The following is a 24,194-nucleotide window of genomic DNA, read 5'->3' on the forward strand; positions in this document are numbered from 1 at the left end:
GGTAGCGTTCTGCAGGTTTCCCCATGTTCACGATTCTCGATCAATGGCTGGCGCGTTTGTTTGGAGCCAGCCGGCGCGACAGAAGTGTCCCGCTTCTCGCCCAGCGCGCCTATTACGGCCATGACGACCTCGACCTTCAGCAGGTCGGCGCTTACGATCGCAGCTTCGATTTCGACGACCAGCCCTCGCCTTATCAACCCTATGTGCGCCTGCCCCGCAGCCGCGACATCCTCGTCGATTCGCCCGCGCCGGTCGCGCCCGGCGCCGCCGAGCGGGAAGCGGCGGCGAGCCAGAAGTCGCAGCAGATGCTGCGCGGCGACTGGGCCGAACCCGAATCGCCCGCCGCCCCGCAGGTCGCGCCGGAAGTCTGGAGCGCCGACCCGAATCGCGTCCGCTTCACCCGCACGCCCGAAGCCTTCCTCCAGCGCCGCCGCGACGAGGAGGAGGCGAAAGCCCGCGCCATCGAGGAAGAATCGCGCCGCGTCGCCGAAGCGGCGCGCCTGCGCGCGGAAGAGGAGGCGCGGCGCATCGAGGAAGACGCGCGCCGCATGGAGGAGGCCAAGCAGGCCATCGCGCGCGCCATGCGCTCGGGCAAACCGGACGAATCGGAGGATGGCCCGCGCGTGCGTTTTTCGCGGACCCCGGACGCGGTGTTCCAGGCGCGCTCGCGCGCCAGGGATCCGCAGCCGGAACCCGAAGCCGCGCCCGAACCGGTCGCCGAATCAATGCCGCACCCCGCTGTGGAACCGGCGCCCGCGCCCGTCCAGACCGCCGCCGAGCCGCCCGCATTTTCGCCCTTCACCGCCATGGGCGCCCGTTTCGCGTTGCAGACCGGCTATGCCGCGCCGGTCCGCGTCGCCGCCGCGCCCGCGCCGTTCGTCACGCCGCCCGTTGAGCCCGCGCCCGTCGCCGCGCCCGAGCCGACCGCCGCCACGGCGGAGGCGCCGGAAGCCAAGCCGGCGAAAATCCGCGTGCGCGTCAAGGCCGCGGGACAACCGGCGCCAGAGGAGCCGGCCGCCCCCAAAGAGCCGGCCGCGCCCAAAATGATCATCGTTGGCAAACCGGCGCCGACCCCGCGCGGCGGTTTTTTGCAGCGGATCGACCCGCTCGGCGAGGATTACGACCCGATCGAAATCGATATGCTGACGGAGCCGCCCGCCCCGGCCTTTGAGGAATCCGAGGACGAAGTGCTGGAGGTCAACGCCGACGCGCTGGAAAAAACCCTGGAGGATTTTGGCGTGCGCGGCGATGTTTTGAACGCGCACCCCGGCCCGGTCGTGACCCTGTATGAATTCGAACCCGCCCCGGGCATAAAATCCTCGCGCGTCATCGGCTTGGCCGACGACATCGCCCGCTCCATGTCGGCGGTTTCCGCGCGCGTCGCCGTGGTGCCCGGCCGCAACGCCATCGGCATCGAACTGCCCAATCCGCGCCGCGAAACCGTTTATTTGCGCGAGCTCATCGCCTCCCCGGATTTTTCCGACTCAAAACACCGCCTCGCCATCGCCTTGGGCAAAACCATCGGCGGCGAGCCGGTGATCGTCGATCTCGCCAAAATGCCGCATCTGCTGGTCGCGGGCACCACCGGCTCGGGCAAATCGGTCGCCATCAACACCATGATCCTGTCGCTGCTCTACAAGCTCAAGCCGCAGGACTGCCGGCTGATCATGGTCGACCCGAAAATGCTGGAGCTGTCGGTTTACGACGGCATCCCCCACCTGCTCACCCCCGTCGTCACCGACCCGAAAAAGGCGGTCGTGGCGCTCAAATGGGCGGTCCGCGAGATGGAGGACCGCTACAAGAAAATGTCGAAACTCGGCGTCCGCAACATCGACGGGTTTAACGCCCGCGTCACCGAGGCAACCGCAAAGGGAGAAGTGATCACCCGCACGGTGCAGACCGGGTTCGACCGCGAGACCGGCGAGGCGATTTACGAGCAGGAGCAGATGGACCTGTCCACCCTGCCCTATATCGTCGTCATCGTCGACGAAATGGCCGACCTGATGATGGTCGCGGGCAAGGAAATCGAAGGCGCGATCCAGCGTCTGGCGCAAATGGCGCGCGCGGCGGGCATCCACCTGATCATGGCGACGCAGCGTCCGTCGGTCGACGTGATCACCGGCACGATCAAGGCGAATTTCCCGACCCGCATCTCGTTCCAGGTGACGTCGAAAATCGACAGCCGCACGATACTGGGCGAGATGGGCGCGGAGCAGCTTTTGGGCCAGGGCGACATGCTCTACATGGCCGGCGGCGGCCGCATCGTCCGCGTCCACGGCCCGTTCGTTTCGGACACCGAGGTCGAGCGCGTGGTGGCGCATCTGAAAACGCAGGGCGCGCCGGAATATCTTGACGGCGTGACCGCCGAAGACGACGGGGACGAAGAAGACGCCGCGCCGCTGCCCGTGGGCGACGAGGACGGCGCCGACCTCTACGACCGCGCGGTGGCGGTGGTGCTGCGCGACAAAAAATGCTCGACCTCCTACGTGCAGCGCCGCTTGCAGGTCGGCTACAACAAGGCGGCGTCGCTGGTGGAGCGCATGGAGAAGGAAGGGGTTGTCGGCCCCGCCAACCACGCGGGCAAGCGCCAGATTCTCATGGGCGGCGGGGTGGACCGCGGCGCCTTCGACATGGAGGATTGAGTACACAGTAGCCCTCGCGCTAAATAGCGCGAGGGCTTTCCATCAAGATACCGAAAACGTTATTAGAAAAGCGGCAGTTCTGGGTCCACCCTACGCTCAATACGCCTTCTTGGGCGAATTATTCCGCTCTCACGGACAAAAGTAAGAGCATCCGCAATTTTAGTTAGGCGCTCACTTAACCGATCTTCCGGCCAGAGAACAAAATCTCGTAGCGAGTAAACCTTCTTGTCCCGCTCATTCGTAGTGGGGTTAGCGCTCAAATCCAAATATTCAATATCGACGTCGTTGCCAAAAAATTCTTGATCTAGCAAAAATCTCTTGTGAATAGATGCAACCATGCATAATTGATCAATTGTTAGACTGAAACTTTTTCGCGGTTGAATAAAAAATAATTTAACAGTCCCACTCTCCACAAAGAAGAACGGCACACGGTAACCCGAAGAAAAGTCTCGTCCGAAACGAAATTTACGTGGAGATAGATCAAAGACCTGCGTGCTACGACCGAAAGCGACCGGAGCACCAAGCTTGATTACGTCTTCGTTTGATTTTCGACCTTGCTTGGTAACTTCTCGCGCGCAACTAGACAATAACACGGGCAACGAATGCAAACCACGGTAACTCTGTTTGATCGCACGAACGCTCGTCAGGTAATTAAACGGCGCGCCCATATCCTCGTAGAACGCAAGGAACCAGGAGATCAATTCGTCCTTGGTTTCACCGTGTGCGCGCGCTAAGTCTGGTACTGATGGAGTCGGAAGGTTGTCCATGTTGTGAAACCTTTTCACGTCTTTGTGCCGCCTGCCTCATGAAGCGCCCCCCCCTCTTCGAACCATTTTTTTATTGTGTCGTTTGGTATAATCATACCCGGAACCGCACGTTGTTCAGCTAAGCTCCAAATTTTGTCCCAAGGAGACCCTTCGATGTGAGTTAGATCGGAAAGCTTGAACGCATGAAACTGTGAATAATAGTCGAAAATGTTGCTGAGAAATTCACATATTTCTTCAGAGAATTCGGATTTTGTCTCTACAAACGCGCATTCCTTCGCACTGAAAGAAACAAGCTTCCTGCTAACCGGTTTTGACCCTAGCCCCTTTATTTGCTCGTAAACAACCCGATTCACAGGACCATGCTGCCACGCCTCAAAATGTTGCGCAACTAGAGGAAACCCATATTTCACAAGGTACCAAGCATGGGCGAAATACAGAATTTTCAGCAAAGTCATCGCAGTTATCGGGCGAGCCGTTGCGATCGAGCGATTGATAAAGAAATTTGAAACAGCCCGAGCATCGTACATATTTTTTGTTCCTAGAACAGAGCGCGAACTCAGGCAAGACTCGCATATCGTTTTCCACAATTCTACGTTTTGGTGTGCTTAGCAGTATGTGATTGTTGCGCCTCCTCCCGGTCAAATCGAAAACCGGCCGGCAGCCTCTCGCGAAAGGCGCGCAGGCGCGCGAATACCTCGTCACGGTCTAGCGCCTGCGCTACGTTGGACGCGCGGGATCTCGTAACATAAACTTCGATTTCCTCCCCTGCCTTCAGGTCGAGCGCCTCGACCAAGGCAGCGGGCAGGCGAACCGCGAGGCTGTTGCCCCATCTGGCAATGCGCATGAAGTGCCTCCCTGAATTAGGTGGAAAGACTCTATCGGCTCGTGTCCAGGCGTCAATGCAGCCCCGTCCCAATCTGGCACGCCGCCCCCCTCCCCCTGGTAACCCGCTCTCAAGCCTAACCCGCGATAACTATTTGGCGGGATGAAACTTCCGCAAAAGTTTGTCGCGGCCTTGGCCGATAGCGTCGACGGATTGCTTATGGGTGTTGAGCGTTTAAGCTGGGCGATGAGCGTCGCCGCGCCCTGGCTGGGAGCCGCCGGGCTCCTTGTGTCCTTCACCGCCGAGGCCAACCAGGAATTGCCGTCCGGCGCCTCCCGCCGCGGCGCCTCGCTGCACGCCGCCGTCATGCCCCGGGAGTTCGAGCCCCTGCCCGGCGTGTTCGACACAAGCGGGTTTTCCCCCTCCTCGGGGCGCGGCATGTTGCGCGAAGCCCGGCTCTATACCGGCGCGCCCACCGCCTACCCCGACGCGCCCGACGAGATGGAGCCGCGCCCCGACCTCAAGAAGAACGCCAGAAATTTTCCGGAGATCGACCGCAGCCACAAGGGCGATCCGCTCGTTGGCCTGCGCCCCTCGCTCAGCGGCCGGCTGCGCCAGCACGACGGCATCGCGCGCGTCAGCGCCGAACTGCTCACCTTCACCACGGACCGCTCCGGTCTGGCGTCAAGTTTTGTCGCGGCCGACGGTCCGGCGCCCGGCCCGGACACGGTCGCCGCGTTCGAGCCCTGGGCGGCCGGCGAAAATCCGGTGACCCCCGGCCAAGAGGGCGGCGGCTCCACCATGCGTCCCGCCGCCATTGCCGAACGCGACGCGCAGGGCGCCACCCCCGCGCCGGGCCGCGCGGAATCGCTCGCCTCGACCACCCCCTACGACGCCGGCGACACCCCGGTGGAGGTGCTGGCCGACGCGCTCAGTCCCGCCGGCGATCCGCGTTTCATCGGCGGCGCTCTGTCGAGCCCGAGCCTGGTCGCGCGCGAAGGGCGCAACATCCTGACGATGATCGCGCCGGAAAAGCTCGAAGCGGAAAAACGCTGCCTGGCGCAGGCGATCTATTTCGAGGCGCGCGGCGAACCGGAAACGGGGCAAGCTGCGGTGGCGCAAGTCGTGCTCAACCGCATGACCTCCGGACTCTATCCTTCGTCGATCTGCGGCGTGGTGTTCCAGAATCGCAGCCATTACAAGGCCTGCCAGTTCTCCTTCGCCTGCGAGGGGCGCAGCTTGCGCGTCCACGACGCGGAGTCCTGGGCGCAGGCGCAGCGCATCGCCGACGACGCGCTAGAAGGCCGCAGCTGGCTGGCGGCGGTGGGGACGTCAACCCATTATCACGCCAATTACGTGCGCCCGCGCTGGGCGCGGACGCTGAAAAAGATGGACGTGATCGGCCGCCACATTTTTTACCGGCTGCGGCCCGGCCAGAGCTAGAGCCCACTCGGTGAACTCCCGTTCACCGAGCGGGCTCCAGCATCTTGTTTTGACGCATTTTTTTCACGCGAACCGGCATCCACTTCGCTCGAAAATGCTCTCTAACGAAGGCTGATCCGCCCGGATACGGCCGGGGCCACCTCGCCCTGGGCGCGCAAGAACACCATCACGTCATTGGCGATCAGCTTCGCCGAACGCGCGTCGACCAGCAGCCGGGCCTTGGCCAGCATGGTGTAGCCGTCGCCGCCGCGATAGAGAAAATCATTGGTCGCGACCTTGTAGCGTTTGGAGTCGTCGAGCTCTTCAGCGCCCACTTTGATCGAGGACAGCCGCGCGCCGGGGGGCGCGGCGCGGTCCACCACCAGCGTCAAACCGGACACCTGCGGGAAGGCGCCGCTGACCTTTTCCAGATTGGAAAAGCCAAATTCCAGGGCCTCGCGCAGGTCGCGCCCGCTCATTTCCAGCACCAGCGTCTTGTTGCCGAACGGCAGTTCCGTCAGCACGTCGCGGCGGGTGATGGCCTCGCCGGCGGCGTAGCTTTTTCCCGCGCGGAACGAGCCGCCGTTGAGCAGGGCCACGTCGGCTCCGGTCGAGGCGCGGATGGCGTCGGCGAACAGATCGCCGATCGCCGCCTCGCCGCCGCGCACGGTGATGCTGCGGCTGTCGAAGGCGGTGCGGGTCACGCCCAGCGGGACATCGAGTTCCTTCGACAGGACGAGGTCATATTCGGCGACCCGCCGGGCGAGGGCGGCGTCGGGTTCGGTCGCCACGGTATCGATGATGCGAAAATTCGGCCGCCACGCCACCTTGCGCCTGTCGCCGGCCGTCACATCGACGCTCAGGTCGATGGCGATCAAAAATTCGCCGTCCTGCTTGGCTTCGGCGGCGACGGTGCGGCCGTCATATTCCAGCCAGAGATCGTGGTCGTCACCGGACAACAACACATCGGCGGCGCGGCTCTCGACGATTTTCCGGTCGATGTCGCGATCGGCATGGGCGACGGCGACGATCAAATCGGCGCCCTCGGCGCGCAGGCGCGCGGCTTCGGTTTTCAAGGTCTCGACCGTGTCGGCGAAACGCAGGTCGCCGGGCGTGGATTTTTGTGGCGAATCCTGCGCCGTCAGCCCGACCACGCCGATCTTGACCTCGCCGAAGCTCAACAGCTTGCTGGTCCCCACCCCTTTGACGGGGGCGCCGTCGGCCTCGCTGAGATTGGCCGCGAGGATGGGGAAATGCGACTCGGCGACATGCCGGCGAAACGCTTTCGGGCCGAAATCATATTCGTGATTGCCGGGAACGAACAGGTCGGGCTTCAGCAGATTGAGCAGGTCGACGACATTGTCGCCCTGATCAAAACCCGACATCAGCGTCGGCGAATAGGCGTCGCCGGCATGAATGAACAGCAGGTTTTGATGGCGCGCCCGCTCGGCGGAAGCGACGCTGGCGATTTTGGCGTAGCCGCCGCGCCCGTCCAGGGCCCCCATCGAATAGGTGTCGCAGACCAGCAGCAGGGTGATGTCAGTCTTGCCGGCCCAGGCCGCGTGACTCGGAAAAAGGGCCAGCAGGCCGAGGAGAGAGGCCGTCGCGAGCTTCATGAGGGACAAGTCCTGCCGTTTGTGACAGGCCGATGAATAGCCCGTTTTGCCGCAAGGCCTTATTCGACCTTTGATCGGCGCGCGCTCGTGTCGGGCGCCGCGCGCAAAAATATGGGCGTCACATCACCACAACCTTGGTCCCGGCGGCCACCCGTCCATAGAGGTCGATCACGTCGGCGTTGTGCATGCGAATGCAACCGGACGACGACGCCGTGCCGATGCTCTTCGGCTCGTTGGTGCCGTGGATGCGGAACAAGGTGTCGGTCTTGCCCTGGAACAGATAGAGCGCGCGGGCGCCGAGCGGATTGTTCAGCGCGCCGTCCATATGTTCGGGCAGGTCGGGGCGGCGCTCCAGCATTTCCTTGGGCGGCGTCCAGCCCGGCCAGAACGCTTTTCGCCCGATGGTGGCCTGCCCCTTCCAGGCGAAGCCGGATTTTCCGACCGCGATGGAATAGCTCACCGCCTGCCCGTCGCCGAGCGAATAATAAAGCTTGCGCTGGCGGGTGTTGATCGTCACCGTCCCGGCCACCTCGCCGGTCGGATCGGGCACCATTTTCTGCGTCGTCAGCTTGAAATTGACCTTGTTGTCGAGATCGACGGGCGTCGAATAATTCGGGTCGGCGTCGGGAGGAAGAGCCGCGTAATTGGCGCCGCCACTGGCGCCATCGCCGCCGCGCGACCCGCGCGGCAAGTCCAATTCCCGATCCCGGTAAACGTCGCGATCCCGATAAACGCCACGCTCCCGGTAAACGCCGGGCTCCCGGTAAAGCGAGGAGCTTTGGAGATCGACCACGCCGGGATCGTCGTCATCGTCGCGCCGGGCCTGCCGGGGCTGCGGCTTCGGCTTCTGCATCACCCGCGGCTCGGGCCTGGGCTCCGGTTGCGGTTCGAAAAAGAAGAATTGGGCGTTCGCGGGCGCGACAAAGGCGCCGAGACAAGCGAGAATCGCCAGGGACTGAAGACGTTTCGACTTGAACTGAAGAGGTTTCGACTTGGACATAGATAAATGCTCCGCTCCCGCGGCCCGTTTATCAAGACATTTGTGCGCAATCGCGACGTTTGTAAACCCGCGTCAGGTCTTCAAAACCGCGCAGGCGCCTCCGGCGACGTGGATTTTCGCGCACAGGGCCTCCGCCGCCGCACGGCTCGGCGCCGGCGCCCGCACCGCCCAGAACCGGGCGAATCCGCGCCCCGGCGCGCGCCGTCCCAAAATCATGGGCTCGCCGGTGAGCGCGCCAAAAGCCTTTCGCGCCCGCGTATAGGCGGCCAAAGCCGCGCCGCGATTGAACGAACCGGCGATCTGCACGCCCCAGGGGGCCATCATCGCGGACCCCGCGAACTGGCGCGGCTCGTCCCTGACGATCCGGCCAGCGACCTCCAGGCACGTGCCCTCGGGCAGCTTGATCTTTTCGGCTTCCTTCTTGTCCTGCCAGTCCTCGACGGCGTGCCGGGTGATGAGTTCGACATAATTGCGCGTCTCGAACGGCAGGCCCCCGGTTCCCGCCAGCCACGCCGCCACGCGGTTCGGGCCGCCGTTATAGGCCGCCGCCGCAAGGCCGAGATTGCCGAAGCGCGCCCGCAAGTCGGACAAAAATTCCGCCGCCTTGGGGATGGCCTGCTCGGGGTCGAAGGGGTCGGCGAGCCCACGCTCGGCGGCCGTGCCCGGCATGAACTGCGCGATGCCCTGCGCGCCCTTGGGCGAGACAGCCTGCGAGCGGAACGCGCTCTCCTGCCAGATGAGCCGGGTCAGGAAGGCGACCGGCAGCTTTTGCGCCGCCGCCGCTTTTTCGATCATGCCGCAGACCTGCTCGCGCAAGCCGGCCTCGGCGCGCGCCTCCGCAGCCGCCAGGATCAAGACAAGGAGTATGAAAACCCGCAAAGCAAAACTCCGCTGGCGCGCCGCGCCACCTCTGCGATATTTTGCAGAAAAACCGGATCGTCAAGAGAGGCGCGCGCGAGCGGCGCGCTCACAGCACAAAACTTTGCGAAAATTCCGGCCGCTCCACCGGCCCGGGGAGCAGGCCGGCGAGCGCGGCCATCGCCTCCTCCTCGCCGTGGACCAGAAACGTGCGCGCGGGCGACGCCTTCTTATGCCAGGCGACCAGTTCGGCCTGTCCGGCGTGGGCCGAAAACCCGTTGATCGTATGGAGTCGCGCGCGCACAAAAATCTCGTCGCCGAACAGGGTAATTTTTCGCGCGCCGTCGATGATCTGCCGGGCCAGCGTGCCCTTGGCGGCGAAGCCGACGAAAATGACGCTCGCGTCGGGACGGCCGAGATTGTGGCGCAAATGGTGGCGCACCCGCCCGCCATTGCACATGCCGGCGCCGGCCATGATCACGGCGCCGCCGCGCACGCTGTTCAGCGCGATGGATTCGGAAGCGTCGCGGGTAAAATGCAGGCGCGGCAGGCCGAAGGGGTCGATGCCCTTCGCCAGCAGCGCCGAGGTCTCGCCGTCGCAGCATTCCGGGTGTTTTCGAAAAATCTCCGTCGCCGAAATCGCCATCGGCGAATCCAGGAACACCGGCAGCGCTGCCGGAAGCTTGTTCCGCTCGATCCCCTGGCGCATGTAGAACAAGAGTTCCTGCGCCCGCTCCAGCGCGAAGGTGGGGATCACGACATTGCCGCCGCGGCGAAAACTTTCGTTGAGGGCCGCGTAAAATTCTTCCAGCGTCGGCTCCAGCGCGCGATGGTCGCGGTCGCCATAGGTGCTTTCCATCACCGCGACATCGACGCCGCCGGCAACGACGGGATCGCGCAGCAGCGGACGGCCGGAATTGCCGATATCGCCGGAAAACAGGATTCTTTTGCCTTCCGCCTCGACCAGCACGCTGGCGGAGCCAAGAATATGGCCGGCGTCATAAAAGGTGACGGCGACGCCGGGCGCCAGGTCCATGCGGTTTTCATAATCCGCCGCGCGGCCGAAGCGATCGAACACGTTCAGCGCATCGATCAGCCCGTAAAGCGGCGCCGGCGCCTCGCTCTCGCCCCGGCGCTCGGCGCGCCGCGCATGGGCGCGCGCCTCCTCCTCCTGCAAATGGGCGGCGTCGAGCAGGACCAGGCGGGTGAGATCCCGCGTCGCGGCGGTCGAAATGATCTCGCCGCGAAAGCCGCGCTTGTCGAGCAGCGGCAGCCGCCCGCAATGGTCGAGATGCGCATGGGTGAGCAGGACAAAATCAATGTCGCGCGCGTCAAAACCGAAGGCGCCGGCGTTTTCCTCGACCGCCGGCCGCCCGCCCTGGTAGAGCCCGCAATCGACCAGAATTTTTTTGCCCGCGGTCTCGAGCAGGTGGCAGGAACCGGTGACGCCGCGATCGGCGCCGTAAAAAGCAAGTTTCATGATTTGCCGCGCTCCCAGCGCTTGATGGCGTCCAAAATCTCCTGGCCCGTCTCGGCGAACCAGAAGAGTTCGCGGTCCTCGGGGTCGATCACCCCCTGCTCCGCGAGAAAATCGAAGTTGACGGCGCCGCGCCAAAAAGCCTCGCCGACCAGCACGATGGGGATGGGTTTTGTGGTTCGCGTCTGCGACAGGGTGAGCACCTCGAAAAGCTCGTCGAATGTGCCGTATCCCCCGGGAAAGGCGACCAGCGCCACCGCACGTTGCAAAAAATGCATCTTGCGCATGGCGAAATAGTGAAACTGGAAGCACAGACCCGGCGTGATATACGGATTCGGGTACTGCTCGTGCGGCAGATGAATGTTGAGGCCGACGCTCTGCCCGCCGGCGTCGAAGGCGCCGCGATTGGCGGCCTCCATAATGCCGGGGCCGCCGCCGGTCATGATCCGCATTTTTCCGGCGCCGCCGGGGTCGGTGAGCGACGCCAGCCGGCCGAAATCGCGGGCGACATCGTAATAGCGGCTGAGCGCCAGAACGTTTTCAGCCGCCTTGAGCGCGAATTCAGCGGCGCGCTTGCCCTGTGCGCTCTCTTGCGCGCTCTCTTGTGCGCTCTCTTGGACGATCTCCAGGGCGCGCCGCGCGGCCTCAGCGCGCCGCTTCGCCTGCGCCGGCTCGCACAGGCGGGTCGAGCCGAACACGACCACGCAGCGGTCGATGCCGGCATTGCGCAAGCCGTCCTCGGCCTTGAGGAAATCGAGTTGCAGGCGGGCGCCGCGCGCGGCCGGGCTTTCGAGAAAATCTCCGTCCTCGATGGCGATCCGGTAGGACGGGCTCGCCATGATCGCGTCGAGTCTTGCGCGGGCGGCGGGATCGTCGGCGGGCGGTTTGGGATTGCGCCCCGGCAGGGGCTCGCGCCGTTCCGCCGCGGGCGGCGCCGGAGGTTTTTTCGAATTGTGATTGCGATCGTTCATGCCGATCCGGTGTACGCCGATCGGCGACCCCGCTCAAGCGGAGGGAGACTTGCCCACCGGCGCGACGGCGCCGAACCCGGCGGTCTCCATGGCGAGATGCGCCTTGCTCTGGAAATGGGATTCGTCGCCCTTGGCGAGCAAAGCGATGTTGCGGGCCATGGCGTCGCACAGGGCCTCAACCCAGCCCTGTTCAGCCTTGGCGAAATCGCCGAGCACATAGGAATGGACGCGCGCCTTGTCGCCGGGATGGCCGATCCCCAAGCGAATGCGCCGGTAGTTCGGCCCCATATGGGCGGTGATGGAGCGCAGGCCATTATGCCCGGCGTCGCCGCCCCCGGTCTTGACCCGCATTTTTCCCGGCGCGAGATCGAGTTCGTCGTGGAAGACGAAAATCTGGTCCAGCTCGATCTTGTGGAAGCGCGCGGCCTCCGCCACGGATCGACCGCTTTCGTTCATGTAGGTCTGGGGCTTCAGAAGGATGGCGCGCTCGGTCCCAAGCCGCGCCTCGGCGATGTCGCCCTGAAATTTCTTCCGCCACGGCCCCGCGTCGCAGGCGCGCGCCAGCGCGTCCACGGCCATGAAGCCGATATTGTGGCGATGACCGGCGTATTCCCGGCCGGGATTGCCCAAGCCAACGAAGAGGAGCATCGAAAGTCTCCGGTCGACAATTACGAGACGATCCCGCACGCCAAGCGTCTTCATGTCGTCATGGCCGGGCTTGTCCCGGCCATCCACGCGGCGACGCCACGCGAACTGACGCAGGATTGTCCCTCGCGTTTCGGCGTGGATGCCCGGGACGAGCCCGGGCATGACGCCCGTGGTGGCGTCACAAACGAAAAAACCGCCCGCTTTCGCAAGCGGGCGGTTTTCGAAGCAAAAGCTTACTTCTTGCCCTTGGCCGGAGCCGCCGCGGCCGCAGCCGCCGCCGCTTCCTCCTCGGCCGCCGCGGCGCCGCCGGGCGGCGGGGCGATGGTGACGATGGTGAAGTTCGAACGGTCGACCGGCGTGCAGTTCGCCGGCAGCGCGATGGCCTGGATGTGCACGGAATCGTTAAAATTCAGGCCGGTCAGATCGACGGTGATCGATTCCGGAATGTTGTCGGCGGGAACCATCAGCTCCACCGTGTGCAGCACGATGTTCAGCGAACCGCCGCGCTTGATGCCGGGCGCCGCTTCCTGGTTGGCGAAATGCACGGGCACCCCGACCTTGATGCGCGAACCGGCCTTGAGGCGCAGGAAGTCGACGTGCATCGGGGTGTCGCGCACGACATCGAGCTGATAGTCGCGCGGAATGGCGCGTTCCTTCTTGCCGTCGATGTCGATTTCGAAAATCGTCGTCAGGAAGTGGCCCGCGTAGATCAGCTTGTTGAGCTCGCGGTAATTGAGGGTGATCGGCATCGGGGCTTCGCCGCCGCCATAAATCACTCCGGGAATATTGCCTTCACGACGAACGCTGCGGGCGGCCCCCTTGCCGGTCCCGCTGCGAACCGTGGCGGCGAGGGTCTTGATCTCGGCCATGGGTTCATCCTTGTTTGAAAATCGCGCCCACGCCTCCAGGGGTGTCGGAAACGAGCGCGAAGCGGGGTTCTTAGTCGCGCAGCCCTCGAAACGCAAGCACGGCGAGCGGGGACGGGATCAAATTGCGCGAAGCGCGATTTGTTCCTGTCCCCGCAAGACTCGCTTCGTCTTTGTTATTTTGCGTTCACGCGCGCCAAAATCGCGTCGAGCTTTTTCAGCAGTTCGGGATCGCGCGCGTCGCGCGACGTCACCAGCGCATAGTCGAGCGCCCGGTCCGAACCGATCGGACAGGGCTGGTGCTCGGCCGGGAAATCCGCCATCAGCCGCGCCACCAGACGCGCCGCCTTGTCGGCATTGGACTTGGCGATCGCCAGGATGTCGGACACTTCCACCGCCGCGATCTCGTCATGCCAGCAGTCGAAATCGGTGACCATGGCCAGCGTCGCATAGGACATTTCCGCCTCGCGGGCGAGCTTGGCCTCGGGCAGCGCGGTCATGCCGATCACGGAGAAGCCGGCCGCCTTGTAGCCGAGCGATTCCGCCTTGGAGGAGAATTGCGGCCCCTCCATGCAGACGTAGGTCCCGCCCTTGACGATGTCGATGTTCTCCGCATGGGCGGCGGCGATGATGCGGTGCTGCAGCAGCGGCGCGATCGGATGGGCCATGGAGACATGGGCGACGCAGCCATTGCCGAAGAACGAGCTCTGCCGGCCAAAGGTGCGGTCAACAAACTGGTCGACGGCGACGAACATGCCGGGCGGCAATTCCTCGCGGAACGAACCGCAGGCGGACACCGAGATCACGTCGGTGACGCCGACCCGCTTCAAGGCGTCGATGTTGGCGCGGTAGTTAATGCCGGACGGCGACAGACGGTGGCCGCGTCCATGGCGCGGCAGGAACACGGCTTCCGTCGCGCCAATCCGGCCGAAGCGCAGCGCGTCCGACGGCTCGCCCCAGGGCGAAGCAATCTTCTCCTCCCTGATGTCCGTAAGACCGGGCAGGTCATAGACCCCGGAGCCGCCGATAATGCCGAGAAGCGCCTTTGTCATTCGCCAATCCTTCTTGAGTCATTCGGCTCGATAAGTGGCGCAAGCGTCGCCGCGCGGCAAGGAGCCAAATCAAAAAAGCATGCCTGTGACGAAAGGCAAAAAAAACCGGACGCTTTCGCGTCCGGTTTGCCAAAGAAGGCGGGTAGTTGGCGCCACTGGGGCGAAGTGGGGAGGACACTTGCCCGTACGTGGTGTGCCTCTGTCTATGCCTTAGCCTTTGCCCTTCCGCAATTTTTTAAACCGCAGGCCAGCCATGCGGAAAACGCAGTCCCCGTGGTCAAACAATCTAACCACGCGGTTTCATGCTGAACAGCCGCAGGATCAGCCAGACCGGAACGACAAGCGCGGCGCCCGCCGCAACATAGGTTCCGACCTCGCGAACGGCGTCGAATCCGGCGGCCCAAAGCCGCTCGAACACATGCCGCACCCCCCACAAAACCTCCATCGGGCGGATGTCGAGCCAGACGAGGAAGAACCCGACCAGCAGCGACAGGAAGATCAGCCGCGCCAGCACGACGGCGGGCGAGCCGCCAAGGAAGCGCTCGAGACCGGAGGCGCGCGTCGCCTCGAGATCGGCCGGCCGGGGCGCGAAGGGGTGTCTTTCGTCGGTCATGGCGTGAAGTCCTGAACAGTGGCAAAAATTCAAAGCGAGGGTGATGTGGGCTTTTCCGTTTCGCGGAACAGCCGCAGCATGCGGCGCACGAATGTTTCGGTGCGGTCCAGCGCGCGGTTGAACCGGCGCTCCTCCTCATCCGGCGCGGAGGCGGCCGCGGCGGGCGACCCGGCCTTCAGCGCGGCGTTTTCCCGGGTCAGCCGCGCGATTTCGGTCTCAAGCGCGGCGCGCTCGTCGGCGCCGGCGCGGCACTGAACCTGATCGCCGCTCAAGGCGCACAAGGAGGTTTGCCCCGTCCGCGTGTCCAGGCGCAAAAAGCCGTTGGCGACCGGCGTCATGGAAAAGCGGCCGTTCTCGGTCCCCGGCGGCGGCGGGACAGGCGCCGGCGTTTCCGCGCGCGCGGCGACGCCCAGGGCGAAAAAAAGCGTCACGGCGCAAAACACCGATTTTTCTATTGCCGACACCGCGAACCGCCTAGCCTCCAGAACACAACGGCTCAAACATGGGGGCGCGGCGACGCGGCGCCAGAGGCCGCGCCGGCAAAGACCTAATATTTAATGAGGGCCGTCCGCCGCGAGGCCGTTGGCGCCGTTCATGGCGCCGGAGAACGCCTCGATCCGCGCGGCGGCGATCACCGCCTGGGTGCGGCTCTCGACGCCAAGTTTTTGCAAGATGGCGGAGACATGCGCCTTGACCGTGGCTTCCGACACCGAAAGCTCATAGGCGATCTGCTTGTTGAGCAGGCCTTCGGACAGCATCATCAGCACCCGCACCTGCTGCGGCGTCAGCGAGGCGAGGCGGCGGACGCTGTCGGCCATGTCGCGGTCCGCCGAGCTGGAGAGATCGACGTCGGCGGGCGCCCATACATCGCCGGCCAGCACAGCCCGGATGGCGGCCTGCATCGTCTCCATATCCGTGCTCTTGGGAATGAAGCCGGAGGCGCCGAAATCGATGCACATGCGGATGACGCCGCGTTCTTCATTGCCCGACACGACAACCACCGGCGTCCCGGGATATTGCGCGCGCAAAACCAGCAGCCCGGAAAATCCGCGCACGCCGGGCATGGCGAGGTCGAGCAGCACCAGATCGGCGTCGCCACAGGCGTCAAGCGCCTTGGTCACATCGTCGAGACTGCCGCATTCCACCAATTCGGCGCCGGCGACAGCGGCGGCAACGGCCTGTTTGAGCGCGCCACGCACGAGCGGATGGTCGTCGGCGATGATAATGCGCGTAATCTGCTGATTCACACTGCCTCCCAGCGCCTGGGCGCCCGAGTCCATTCACATCGGTTTGCGTCTCATACTAAAGACTGTCAAGGAAATTTTGTCCATACGATCGCCAAGATTTTTTTTCAAGTCTTTCGCGACGCCCCCTCAACAGATTTAGCAGTCTAGCGACCGAATGACCCAACTTCCGCCAATTCTCTCGACCGCGCCGAATTGTATTTTCAAGATGATGTAGCCCATTTCGCCCGCCTGTGACCAGAGACTTTTCGGTAAAGGCATGGGGCTCAATTTGCTCGCACTTTCGTCGAATCGGCGCGCGGCGGCGCCTGGGGCCGCGTGTCAACCGAAACGAACATATCGCCGCGTCAAGTCATCTTGACACAGACACGACGCCCCCGCGCGCCCCGCCCTTGCAAAGCTTGGGAAATCGTCCAATGATGATCTGGCGCAAAGAAAATGGGCGCCAGACATGATTGTTTGACGCCGCGTTAAGCAGACTGCCCCCGACAGCTCCTTCCTGGATGTGTCTGTCATTGTGAGGCGTCGCTTGATGGCGTATGACCCCCCTCTTCGAGGGCAATGGGAATTTTTGGCTTGGCCAAGGACGACCGAGCCGGAATGGTGATCTCGAGATCGACCGCGGCAGAGCGAGCCGGTGCGGACCAGAAGGTTTAACACGATGCACTATAGCGAAATTTTCGAGAATGCGATCGGCCAGCTGAAATCCGAAAAGCGTTATCGCGTGTTCGCCAACCTTGAGCGCGACACGGACCGGTTCCCTAACGCCATATGGCGTCCCGACAATGGTCCCGCCCGCGACGTCACCATCTGGTGCTCCAACGACTATCTCGGCCAGGGCGTTCACCCCGAGGTGACCAAGGCCATGGCCACCGCCGCCAAGACCTGGGGCGCCGGCGCCGGCGGCACCCGCAACATTTCCGGCACCAGCCACCCGCTGGTCATGCTTGAAAAGGAAATCGCCGACCTCCACCAGAAGGAGGCCGCGCTGGTCTTCAACTCCGGCTGGATTTCGAACCTCGCGGCGATCTCGACCATCGCCGACCTGCTGCCGAACTGCCTGATCCTGTCCGACGCGCTCAACCACAATTCGATGATCGAGGGCGTGCGCCGCTCCTCGGCCGAGCGCAAGATCTGGCGCCACAATGACGTCGCGCACCTTGAAGAACTGCTCGCCGCCGAGCCGCTGGAGCGCAACAAGCTGATCGTTTTCGAGAGCCTGTATTCCATGGACGGCGACATTTCGCCGATCAAGGAAATCTGCGATCTCGCCGAGAAATACAACGCCATGACCTATATCGACGAGGTCCATGCGGTGGCGATGTATGGCGAGCGCGGCGCCGGCGTCTGCGAGCGCGAAGGCCAGATGCACCGCATCGACGTGATCGAGGCGACGCTCGCCAAGGGCTTTGGCGTGGTCGGCGGCTATATCGCGGCCTCCGCGGCGATCTGCGACGCCGTGCGCTCCTTCGCGCCGAGCTTCATCTTCTCCACCGCCCTGCCCCCGGCCGTGTGCATGGCGGCGCTGACCTCGGTGAAGATCGCCAAGGAGCGCCCCGAGCTGCGCATGGCGCACCAGCGCCAGTCCTGGCTGACCAAGCACGCCCTGATGCGCGCCGGCCTGCCGGTGATGACCAACACCTCGCACATCGTCCCGGTGTTCGTCGGCAACGCCGAACTGTGCAAGGCGGCGAGCGACATGCTGCTGGAGCGCCACAACATCTACATCCAGCCGATCAACTATCCGACCGTGCCGCGCGGCGCCGAGCGTCTGCGCATCACCCCCACGCCGCATCACGGCGACGCCCACATCACCCATCTGGTCGAGGCCATGGTCGATGTGTGGACGACGCTGGGCCTGTCCTTCACCGAGGCCAGCGACATCGAATCGCCGTTCGCCAACGACGCCGATTGCACCTACCCGCAAAAGAAGCAGGATTGCTCCTATCCGCAAATGAAGCGCGCTGCGGAATAAGCGGAATTTCCGAAGACTAAGAGCCGGCCTCGCGCCGGCTCTTTTGTTTTTTGCGCGTGTGTTCGGCGGGCGTCATTCGAGCCAAATCCATGCACGTCATGCCCGGGCTTGTCCCGGGCATCCAACGCCGCGCCGCGAGAAACATGGTCTGGAGCAGGTCGCGTGAACGCGCCGCGTGGCCCCGGCCACGACGACATGACGTTGAATGACTGACGCGTTATGCTCGCGCCTCCAGAACACGCGCTCGAAAAGTGAGGAGGCCGTTCTGCGCCAGAACCCGCCCGTAAAACGCCCGGCGCCGCGCCATGCCTGACCGGATGATCGGCGCGATCGTCATCGCGCTCTATCTGCTGGGACTGCTCGCCCTCGCGATCTACGGCGACCGCAAGAGCGCGACGCTGGCGCGCGATCCCTGGCGCAAAACCATTTATGCGCTCGGCCTCGGCGTCTACTGCACATCGTGGACGTTTTTCGGTTCGGTCGGCGTCGCCTCCTCCAACGGCCTGGATTTCCTGCCAATCTACATCGGCCCGATGCTGATGTTCGGCTTCGGCTGGCCGCTGGTGGCGCGGGTGGCGCGCCTCGCCACCGCCCAGAACACCACCTCCATCGCCGACTTCCTCGCGGCGCGCTATGGCAAGTCGCAGGCGGTGGCCGCCGTCACCGCCGCCATTTCCGTTCTCGGCGTCACCCCTTACATCGCGTTGCAAATCCGCGCCATCGCCACCACGCTCGCCATCGGCCTTGGCCAATCGGAACCCTTCGCCCAGCCGTCCGCCGCACTCGTCGACCCGCTGTCGGCCGGAAGCGTTGTTTTGCTCGCCCTGTTCGCCATGGCCTTCGGCACGCGGCGGATCGCGGTGGGCGAGCGCCAGAGCGGCCTGATGCTGACCATCGCCGCGGAATCCACGGTCAAACTGCTCGCTTTCCTGGCGGTCGGCGCCTTCGTCGTCTGGGGCATGTATGACGGCATTGGCGACCTGTTCCGCCGCGCCGGGACCGACCCAAAAATTCACGACGTGATCTCCGCGCCGCCCGACCCCTGGGTGTGGGCGACGCTCACGCTGTTGTCCGGCGGCGCCATGCTGTTCCTGCCGCGCCAATTCCATGTCGCCATCGTCGAGAACCACGACGAGGACGACATCCGCACCGCCGCCTTCGTCTTCCCGCTCTATCTCGTCGCCATCAACCTGTTCGTGGTGCCGCTGGCCATCGCCGGCCTGCTCACCTTTCCCAACGCCTTCAACCGCGATCTCTCGGTGATCGCGCTGCCGATCTCGGCGGGCCAGGGTTTTGTCACCCTCCTCGCCATGATCGGCGGCCTGTCCGCGGCGACCGCCATGGTCGTGGTCGAATCCGTCGCCCTGTCGGTCATGGTGACCAACGATCTCGTGCTGCCGGTGATGCTGCGCCTGGCGCGCCGGCGCGCGTCGCTGAACGGCGGCGACACCGGCGCCCGCCTGCTGCTGGCGCGTCGGCTGGCGATCGTGCTCATTCTCGCGATTTCCTATTTCTATTATCGCGCCGCCGGCGAGGTGCTGCTGGCCTCGCTCGGCGTGCTGTCCTTCGCCTGCGTCGCGCAGCTTGGCCCCGCCTTTGTCGGCGCCCTGTTCTGGCGGCGCGGCACGGCGCTCGGCGCCATCGCCGGGCTGATCACCGGCGTGGCGATCTGGGCCTATGCGCTGCTGGCCCCCTCGCTCGACGCGGCCTTCGCCCCCTCGGCGGAGCTTTATCACCTGCAATTGTCCACGCTCGCCCATGGCGCGCTGTGGAGCCTCGCCGGCAATGCGCTCGCCTATGTGGTGTTTTCGCTGGCGCGCCGGCCTCGTCCCATCGAACGGCTCCAGGCCGACATTTTTGTTGGCGCGACCAACGCGCCCATGGCGCAGGCGTTCCGGCTGTGGCGCTCGTCGGTGCCCGCCTCCGAGGTCGAGACGGCTGTCGCCCGCTACCTCGGCGAGGAACGCACCCGCGAGGCTTTTGTGAGCTATTTCGCCACGCGCGGACAGAGCTACGATCCCGAACGGGAAGCCGACATCCACCTGCTGCGCATCGCCGAACACCTTTTGGCCTCGGCCATCGGCGCGGCCTCGTCGCGTTTGGTCCTGTCGCTGCTGCTACGCCGGCGGAATCTCTCCAGCTCCGCCGCGCTGCGGTTGGTGGACGAGGCCTCCGCCGCTCTGCTCAACAACAGGGACATGCTGCAATATGCCCTGGATTTCGCGCGGCAGGGCATTTCGGTGTTCGACGCCGACCTGCGGCTGACCTGCTGGAATCGCGAATTCCGCGAAATGTTCGAGCTTTCGCCGGATCTGACCCATTTCGGCGTGGCGCTGGACGATATCCTGCGCAGCAACGCCGAGCGCGGCCTGTACGGACCGGGTCCCATCGACGAGCAGGTGGCGACGCGGCTGGAGCGGCTCACGGCCGCCGAACCGTTCCGCGTCGCCCTGGCCTCGACGGGCCGGGTGATCGAGACGCGCGGCGCGCGCATGCCCGACGGCGGCCTCGTCGTCACCTATACCGACGTCACCGCGCAGCAGCAGGCCGAACAGGCGCTCGAAGCGGCCAACGAAACGCTGGAGCGGCGCGTGCGCGAACGCACCGAGCAGCTCACCCGGGTGAACGACGAACTGGGCCGCGCCAAGGCCGAGGCCGAGCAGGCCAATATCTCGAAAACCCGCTTCCTCGCGGCCGCCGGCCACGACATCCTGCAGCCGCTGAACGCCGCGCGGCTCTACGCCGCCGCCATGCAGCAGCGCGCCGAAGCCGGGGCGCCGTCCGAGGAAATCGCCGGCCTCGCCCAAAACGTCGACGCCTCTCTTGAAGCGGTCGAGGACATTTTTTCGGCGCTGCTGGAAATGTCGCGGCTCGACGCCGGCGCCATGAGGGTCGAGCCCGCCAACGTGCCGGTCGAAGACCTGTTTCGCCAGCTCAGGATCGAATTCGCGCCACTCGCCCGCAAGAGGGAGCTGGAGCTGGTGTTCGCGCCTTGTTCGCTGGCTGTGCGCTCGGACAAGAAGCTGCTGCGCCGGCTGTTGCAGAATCTCATCTCCAACGCGCTGAAATATACGAAAAAAGGCCGCGTTCTGGTCGGCGCGCGGCGCGTGCGCGGCCGGTTGCGGATCGAGGTCTGGGACACCGGCATCGGCATCCCCCCGGACAAGCAAAAGGCCGTCTTCCAAGAATTCCAGCGGCTCGACGCCGGCGCGGGCGTGGCGCCCGGCCTCGGCCTCGGCCTGTCCATTGTCGAGCGTCTGGCGCGCGTGCTCGGCCACAAGGTCGGGTTGCGCTCGCGCCCTGGAAAAGGCTCGGTGTTTTCCGTCACCGCCATTCGCGCCCAGGCGCCGCCGCGCCCGGCGGCGGGCGCAGCCGATCCCGCGCCGGCGCCGACGGGAACGGGGCCATTGGCCGGCATGGTGGTGGTGGCCGTCGACAACGATCCGCAGATTGTCGATGGCATGAAAACCCTTCTGTCCGGCTGGGGCTGCAAGGTGGTGGCCGCCGGCAGCCAGCGCGACGCCATCGCGCAGCTGGCGCGGCTGCGCTTCACGCCCGACGCGGTTTTCGCCGATTACCATCTCGACGAAGGCGACGGCGTCGACGCCATTGTGGCGCTGCGCTGGAAATTCGGACCGCAACTGCCGGCCGCGCTGATCACGGCGGACCGTTCCGAAGACATGCGCGCGCGCGCCGACGGCAAGGACATTGTGGTGCTCAACAAGCCGCTGAAGCCAGCGGCGCTGCGGGCCTTGCTGGCGCAATGGCGCGGACGCGCCAGGGCGGAGTCTTGAGATCGCGCCGGGTTTTTTCGGCGGACGCGGCCGGGGCCGCGTCCCCTCTCCCCGCTTGCGGGGAGAGGGTTAAGGTGAGGGGCCGGGGCGTTAAAGCATTTTCAAGCGAAGCGGATGCCGGTTCGCGTGAAGAAAATGCGTCAAAACAAGAATCTAGAGCCTCGACGCCCTCAGGACAGCGCCAATATTTGTCTCGCCGAAATTGAGCTAAGCGCCCCAGCCTGATCCCGAAGGATCAAGCCGGAAACAGCTTCGCCTCTTCCACGGCCTTGTGGAAGGCGCACACTTTCGGGGCGATATGCTTGCGGAAGCGCGAGCCGTTGAACACGCCGTAATGGCCGACATCCTGCTGCAAATGGTGATGCCGGATCGCTTCGGGGATGCTGGAGCACAGGTCCTGCGCGGCCTGGGTCTGACCCACGCCCGAAATATCGTCCTTCTCGCCCTCGACGGTCAGCAGCCCGACGCGGCGGATCGCCGCCAGATCGACCTTTTCGCCCTTGTGCATCATCTCGCCCTTGGGCAGGGCGTGATGCACGAACACGGTGTCGATGGTTTGCAGGTAGAATTCGGCGGTCAGGTCCATCACGGCCAAATATTCGTCATAGAACTCGCGATGTTTTTCCGCCGAATCGCCGTCGCCTTCGACCAGATGATTGAACATCTCCAAATGGGCGTTGACGTGGCGATCAAAATTCATCGCCATGAAGCCGGAGAGTTGCATGAAACCCGGATAGACCGAGCGGCCCACGCCCGGATAGGGGAAGGGCAGCACATGGATGCAATTGCGCCGGAACCAGGCGGGGCCGCGCTTTTCAGCGAGCTTGTTCACCGCCGTCGGGCTGCGCCGCGTGTCGATCGGCCCGCCCTTCAGCGTCATCGACGCCGGCACATGCGGGCTGTCCTCCGCCTCCATCCGCGCGACTGCCGCCAGCACCGGCACCGACGGCTGGCACACCGCCAGCACATGGAACGGCGTTTCCTCCGCCGTGCTGAGATATTCGCAGATCTCGGCGACGTAATCGATGTAGTCGTCGAGGTCGAATTTTCCCAGGCTCAGCGGCACGATGCGCGCGTCCACCCAATCGGTGATGTAGACGTCGTGCGTCTGCAAAAATTGCTCGACCGTGCCGCGCAACAGCGTGGCGTAATGGCCCGACATGGGCGCGACGATCAGCAGCCGCGATTGCGGCGCCGAACCGGCGGGCAAGTCCCTGGTGAAATGCAGCAGGTGGCAGAACGGCTTGACCAGCACGACCTCCTCGCCCACGGCGACCTCCTCGCCATTGACGAAGACGCTGTCGATGCCGAAGGCCGGCTTGCCATAGCGGCGGGTGACGCGCTCGAACAATTCGGCGGAGGCCGCGATGTTGCGGCCCATCGGCGTATAAGCCAGGGGGTTGACCGGATTCTTGAAGGTCAAGCGGGTGAGGTCTGAAATGGCTCGCGCCGGCGCCATGGCCAACTGCGCCATTTCATAGAACTGATAGGCAAAACGATTCATCTTCACGCTCCGACATGCGGGCCTGTCTCGGACCTTGGCCATTCCCCCCGCCGGCGGACATGATTTTTTTGTTAACGCCGGGCCGAATTCAAGAACTTATGAATAAAAAGTCCCGGCGTCCACGCCCTTTCCGTGAGACAAAAGCAGCAGCAAGGGCGTTTTCCCCAAATGCCGTCAATTTTGCCACATCGGCAGGGGGAGAATTACAGGCCGTCGGCATTGCGTCGCCCCGAAGCGCGACTATGATCGCAATGGGACAGTCGGCGCGGGGGAGTTCATGACGCAAATCAAGGTCGCCATCATTCCCGTGACGCCATTCCAGCAAAACTGCTCCCTGCTGATTTGCGAGAACAGCAACAAGGCCGCGGTGGTCGATCCCGGCGGCGACGTGCCGCTGATCCTGCGCGCCATCGCGCAGACGGGCGCGCAGGTGGAAAAAATTCTCCTCACCCACGGCCACGCCGATCATGCCGGAGGCGCGGCCGACTTGCGCGACAAGCTCGGCACGCCGATCGAGGGGCCGCATCTCGGCGACAAGTTCCTGCTCGACAATCAGGAGACGGCCGCCGCCATGTTCGGCTTCCCCTGCCGCAATGTGACGCCCGACCGCTGGCTTGCGCAGGGTGACGTGGTGACTTTTGGCGACGCCAGCTTCGACGTCCGCCATTGCCCCGGCCACACGCCGGGAAGCGTGCTGTTCATCAACACGCCGATGAATTTTTGCGTCGTCGGCGACGTGCTGTTCCAGGGCTCGATCGGCCGCACCGATCTGCCCGGCGGCGATCATGCGCTGTTCCTGCGCTCGATCGCCGCGCAAATCCTGACGCTCGACGATTCCATGGCCTTCATTCCCGGCCATGGGCCGATGGGCGCCATCGGCGAGGAACGCCGCCATAATCCCTTCCTGCAAGAATTGGTTTGA

General features: G+C 64.4%; 20 protein-coding genes. 5 read left to right on the plus strand and 15 right to left on the minus strand.

Annotation, left to right across the window (positions count from 1 at the left end; genetic code table 11):
* Window positions 1-23 precede the first annotated feature (23 nt).
* Complete coding sequence (locus GJ654_RS02725) at window positions 24-2,642, plus strand: DNA translocase FtsK (RefSeq protein WP_246664560.1); 2,619 nt, start codon at window positions 24-26, stop codon at window positions 2,640-2,642.
* Between the two features lie 62 nt (window positions 2,643-2,704).
* Here GJ654_RS02725 and GJ654_RS02730 read toward each other — a convergent pair whose 3' ends face one another.
* The 3 genes from GJ654_RS02730 to GJ654_RS02740 form a co-directional block, all read right to left on the minus strand.
* On the minus strand, window positions 2,705-3,409 hold the full coding sequence (locus GJ654_RS02730) for a hypothetical protein (RefSeq protein ID WP_155444577.1): 705 nt from the start codon (window positions 3,407-3,409) through the stop codon (window positions 2,705-2,707).
* A gap of 14 nt (window positions 3,410-3,423) precedes the next feature.
* Window positions 3,424-3,936 carry a Panacea domain-containing protein gene (locus GJ654_RS02735; protein ID WP_155444578.1) on the minus strand — a complete coding sequence of 171 codons (513 nt, stop codon included), beginning with the start codon at window positions 3,934-3,936 and terminating at the stop codon, window positions 3,424-3,426.
* Window positions 3,937-3,998: 62 nt separating this feature from the next.
* Window positions 3,999-4,253: an AbrB/MazE/SpoVT family DNA-binding domain-containing protein gene (locus GJ654_RS02740; protein WP_155444579.1), complete on the minus strand. Its 255-nt coding sequence runs from the start codon at window positions 4,251-4,253 to the stop codon at window positions 3,999-4,001.
* 198 nt (window positions 4,254-4,451) lie between these two features.
* On the opposite strand from GJ654_RS02740, the gene GJ654_RS02745 reads away from it, so the two are divergent.
* Entirely contained in the window at window positions 4,452-5,675 is a 1,224-nt protein-coding gene (locus tag GJ654_RS02745; RefSeq protein ID WP_155444580.1) for a cell wall hydrolase, read from the plus strand.
* A 101-nt stretch (window positions 5,676-5,776) separates the two neighbouring features.
* Here GJ654_RS02745 and GJ654_RS02750 read toward each other — a convergent pair whose 3' ends face one another.
* From GJ654_RS02750 to GJ654_RS02800, 11 genes are all read right to left on the minus strand, one after another.
* Entirely contained in the window at window positions 5,777-7,270 is a 1,494-nt protein-coding gene (locus GJ654_RS02750) for a bifunctional metallophosphatase/5'-nucleotidase (RefSeq protein WP_155444581.1), read from the minus strand.
* 118 nt (window positions 7,271-7,388) lie between these two features.
* A complete protein-coding gene (locus GJ654_RS02755; protein ID WP_246664561.1) occupies window positions 7,389-8,270 on the minus strand; it encodes a L,D-transpeptidase in 882 nt (293 codons plus the stop codon).
* 72 nt (window positions 8,271-8,342) lie between these two features.
* The gene (locus GJ654_RS02760; protein WP_246664562.1) at window positions 8,343-9,149 is read right to left on the minus strand and encodes a lytic transglycosylase domain-containing protein; all 807 of its coding nucleotides are present in this window, start codon (window positions 9,147-9,149) and stop codon (window positions 8,343-8,345) included.
* An 88-nt stretch (window positions 9,150-9,237) separates the two neighbouring features.
* Window positions 9,238-10,608 (minus strand): MBL fold metallo-hydrolase, encoded by a 1,371-nt coding sequence (locus GJ654_RS02765; RefSeq protein WP_155444582.1) that lies wholly within the window; start codon window positions 10,606-10,608, stop codon window positions 9,238-9,240.
* On the minus strand, window positions 10,605-11,576 hold the full coding sequence (locus GJ654_RS02770; RefSeq protein ID WP_155444583.1) for a TIGR00730 family Rossman fold protein: 972 nt from the start codon (window positions 11,574-11,576) through the stop codon (window positions 10,605-10,607). The genes GJ654_RS02765 and GJ654_RS02770 overlap by 4 nt, the downstream gene beginning before the upstream one ends.
* 33 nt (window positions 11,577-11,609) lie before the next feature.
* Complete coding sequence (gene pth, locus GJ654_RS02775) at window positions 11,610-12,224, minus strand: aminoacyl-tRNA hydrolase (protein ID WP_155444584.1); 615 nt, start codon at window positions 12,222-12,224, stop codon at window positions 11,610-11,612.
* Between the two features lie 233 nt (window positions 12,225-12,457).
* The gene (locus tag GJ654_RS02780; protein WP_155444585.1) at window positions 12,458-13,093 is read right to left on the minus strand and encodes a 50S ribosomal protein L25/general stress protein Ctc; all 636 of its coding nucleotides are present in this window, start codon (window positions 13,091-13,093) and stop codon (window positions 12,458-12,460) included.
* Between the two features lie 173 nt (window positions 13,094-13,266).
* Window positions 13,267-14,142, minus strand: coding sequence for an S-methyl-5'-thioadenosine phosphorylase (locus tag GJ654_RS02785; RefSeq protein ID WP_155444586.1), 876 nt, complete (start codon window positions 14,140-14,142; stop codon window positions 13,267-13,269).
* Between the two features lie 286 nt (window positions 14,143-14,428).
* On the minus strand, window positions 14,429-14,755 hold the full coding sequence (locus GJ654_RS02790) for a DUF6460 domain-containing protein (protein WP_155444587.1): 327 nt from the start codon (window positions 14,753-14,755) through the stop codon (window positions 14,429-14,431).
* 29 nt (window positions 14,756-14,784) lie between these two features.
* Entirely contained in the window at window positions 14,785-15,186 is a 402-nt protein-coding gene (locus GJ654_RS02795; protein ID WP_264586095.1) for a hypothetical protein, read from the minus strand.
* Window positions 15,187-15,309: 123 nt separating this feature from the next.
* Window positions 15,310-16,002: a LuxR C-terminal-related transcriptional regulator gene (locus GJ654_RS02800; RefSeq protein ID WP_264586096.1), complete on the minus strand. Its 693-nt coding sequence runs from the start codon at window positions 16,000-16,002 to the stop codon at window positions 15,310-15,312.
* A gap of 658 nt (window positions 16,003-16,660) precedes the next feature.
* Between GJ654_RS02800 and hemA the strand changes: the two genes are divergently transcribed.
* Together hemA and GJ654_RS02810 are read left to right on the plus strand one after the other, a co-directional pair.
* Window positions 16,661-17,974, plus strand: a complete 1,314-nt coding sequence (hemA, locus tag GJ654_RS02805; protein WP_155444589.1) for a 5-aminolevulinate synthase — start codon at window positions 16,661-16,663, stop codon at window positions 17,972-17,974.
* Between the two features lie 305 nt (window positions 17,975-18,279).
* Window positions 18,280-21,768, plus strand: a complete 3,489-nt coding sequence (locus GJ654_RS02810; RefSeq protein WP_246664564.1) for a PAS domain-containing hybrid sensor histidine kinase/response regulator — start codon at window positions 18,280-18,282, stop codon at window positions 21,766-21,768.
* A gap of 235 nt (window positions 21,769-22,003) precedes the next feature.
* On the opposite strand, the gene GJ654_RS02815 is transcribed toward GJ654_RS02810, so the two are convergent.
* The gene (locus tag GJ654_RS02815) at window positions 22,004-23,272 is read right to left on the minus strand and encodes a polyhydroxyalkanoate depolymerase (protein ID WP_155444590.1); all 1,269 of its coding nucleotides are present in this window, start codon (window positions 23,270-23,272) and stop codon (window positions 22,004-22,006) included.
* 277 nt (window positions 23,273-23,549) lie between these two features.
* Between GJ654_RS02815 and GJ654_RS02820 the strand changes: the two genes are divergently transcribed.
* Window positions 23,550-24,194, plus strand: a complete 645-nt coding sequence (locus GJ654_RS02820) for an MBL fold metallo-hydrolase (RefSeq protein WP_155444591.1) — start codon at window positions 23,550-23,552, stop codon at window positions 24,192-24,194.

It is taken from the genome of Rhodoblastus acidophilus (genome assembly GCF_009720655.1).
Lineage (GTDB): Bacteria > Pseudomonadota > Alphaproteobacteria > Rhizobiales > Beijerinckiaceae > Rhodoblastus > Rhodoblastus acidophilus_A.

Bases quoted from the DNA above. Each gene is read 5' to 3' on its own strand.
- GJ654_RS02725 (WP_246664560.1), top strand. From the start codon at position 24: ATGTTCACGATTCTCGATCAATGGCTGGCGCGTTTGTTTGGAGCCAGC.
- GJ654_RS02730 (WP_155444577.1), bottom strand. From the start codon at position 3,409: ATGGACAACCTTCCGACTCCATCAGTACCAGACTTAGCGCGCGCACAC.
- GJ654_RS02735 (WP_155444578.1), bottom strand. From the start codon at position 3,936: ATGTACGATGCTCGGGCTGTTTCAAATTTCTTTATCAATCGCTCGATC.
- GJ654_RS02740 (WP_155444579.1), bottom strand. From the start codon at position 4,253: ATGCGCATTGCCAGATGGGGCAACAGCCTCGCGGTTCGCCTGCCCGCT.
- GJ654_RS02745 (WP_155444580.1), top strand. From the start codon at position 4,452: ATGGGTGTTGAGCGTTTAAGCTGGGCGATGAGCGTCGCCGCGCCCTGG.
- GJ654_RS02750 (WP_155444581.1), bottom strand. From the start codon at position 7,270: ATGAAGCTCGCGACGGCCTCTCTCCTCGGCCTGCTGGCCCTTTTTCCG.
- GJ654_RS02755 (WP_246664561.1), bottom strand. From the start codon at position 8,270: ATGTCCAAGTCGAAACCTCTTCAGTTCAAGTCGAAACGTCTTCAGTCC.
- GJ654_RS02765 (WP_155444582.1), bottom strand. From the start codon at position 10,608: ATGAAACTTGCTTTTTACGGCGCCGATCGCGGCGTCACCGGTTCCTGC.
- GJ654_RS02770 (WP_155444583.1), bottom strand. From the start codon at position 11,576: ATGAACGATCGCAATCACAATTCGAAAAAACCTCCGGCGCCGCCCGCG.
- pth (WP_155444584.1), bottom strand. From the start codon at position 12,224: ATGCTCCTCTTCGTTGGCTTGGGCAATCCCGGCCGGGAATACGCCGGT.
- GJ654_RS02780 (WP_155444585.1), bottom strand. From the start codon at position 13,093: ATGGCCGAGATCAAGACCCTCGCCGCCACGGTTCGCAGCGGGACCGGC.
- GJ654_RS02785 (WP_155444586.1), bottom strand. From the start codon at position 14,142: ATGACAAAGGCGCTTCTCGGCATTATCGGCGGCTCCGGGGTCTATGAC.
- GJ654_RS02790 (WP_155444587.1), bottom strand. From the start codon at position 14,755: ATGACCGACGAAAGACACCCCTTCGCGCCCCGGCCGGCCGATCTCGAG.
- hemA (WP_155444589.1), top strand. From the start codon at position 16,661: ATGCACTATAGCGAAATTTTCGAGAATGCGATCGGCCAGCTGAAATCC.
- GJ654_RS02810 (WP_246664564.1), top strand. From the start codon at position 18,280: ATGCCTGACCGGATGATCGGCGCGATCGTCATCGCGCTCTATCTGCTG.
- GJ654_RS02815 (WP_155444590.1), bottom strand. From the start codon at position 23,272: ATGAATCGTTTTGCCTATCAGTTCTATGAAATGGCGCAGTTGGCCATG.
- GJ654_RS02820 (WP_155444591.1), top strand. From the start codon at position 23,550: ATGACGCAAATCAAGGTCGCCATCATTCCCGTGACGCCATTCCAGCAA.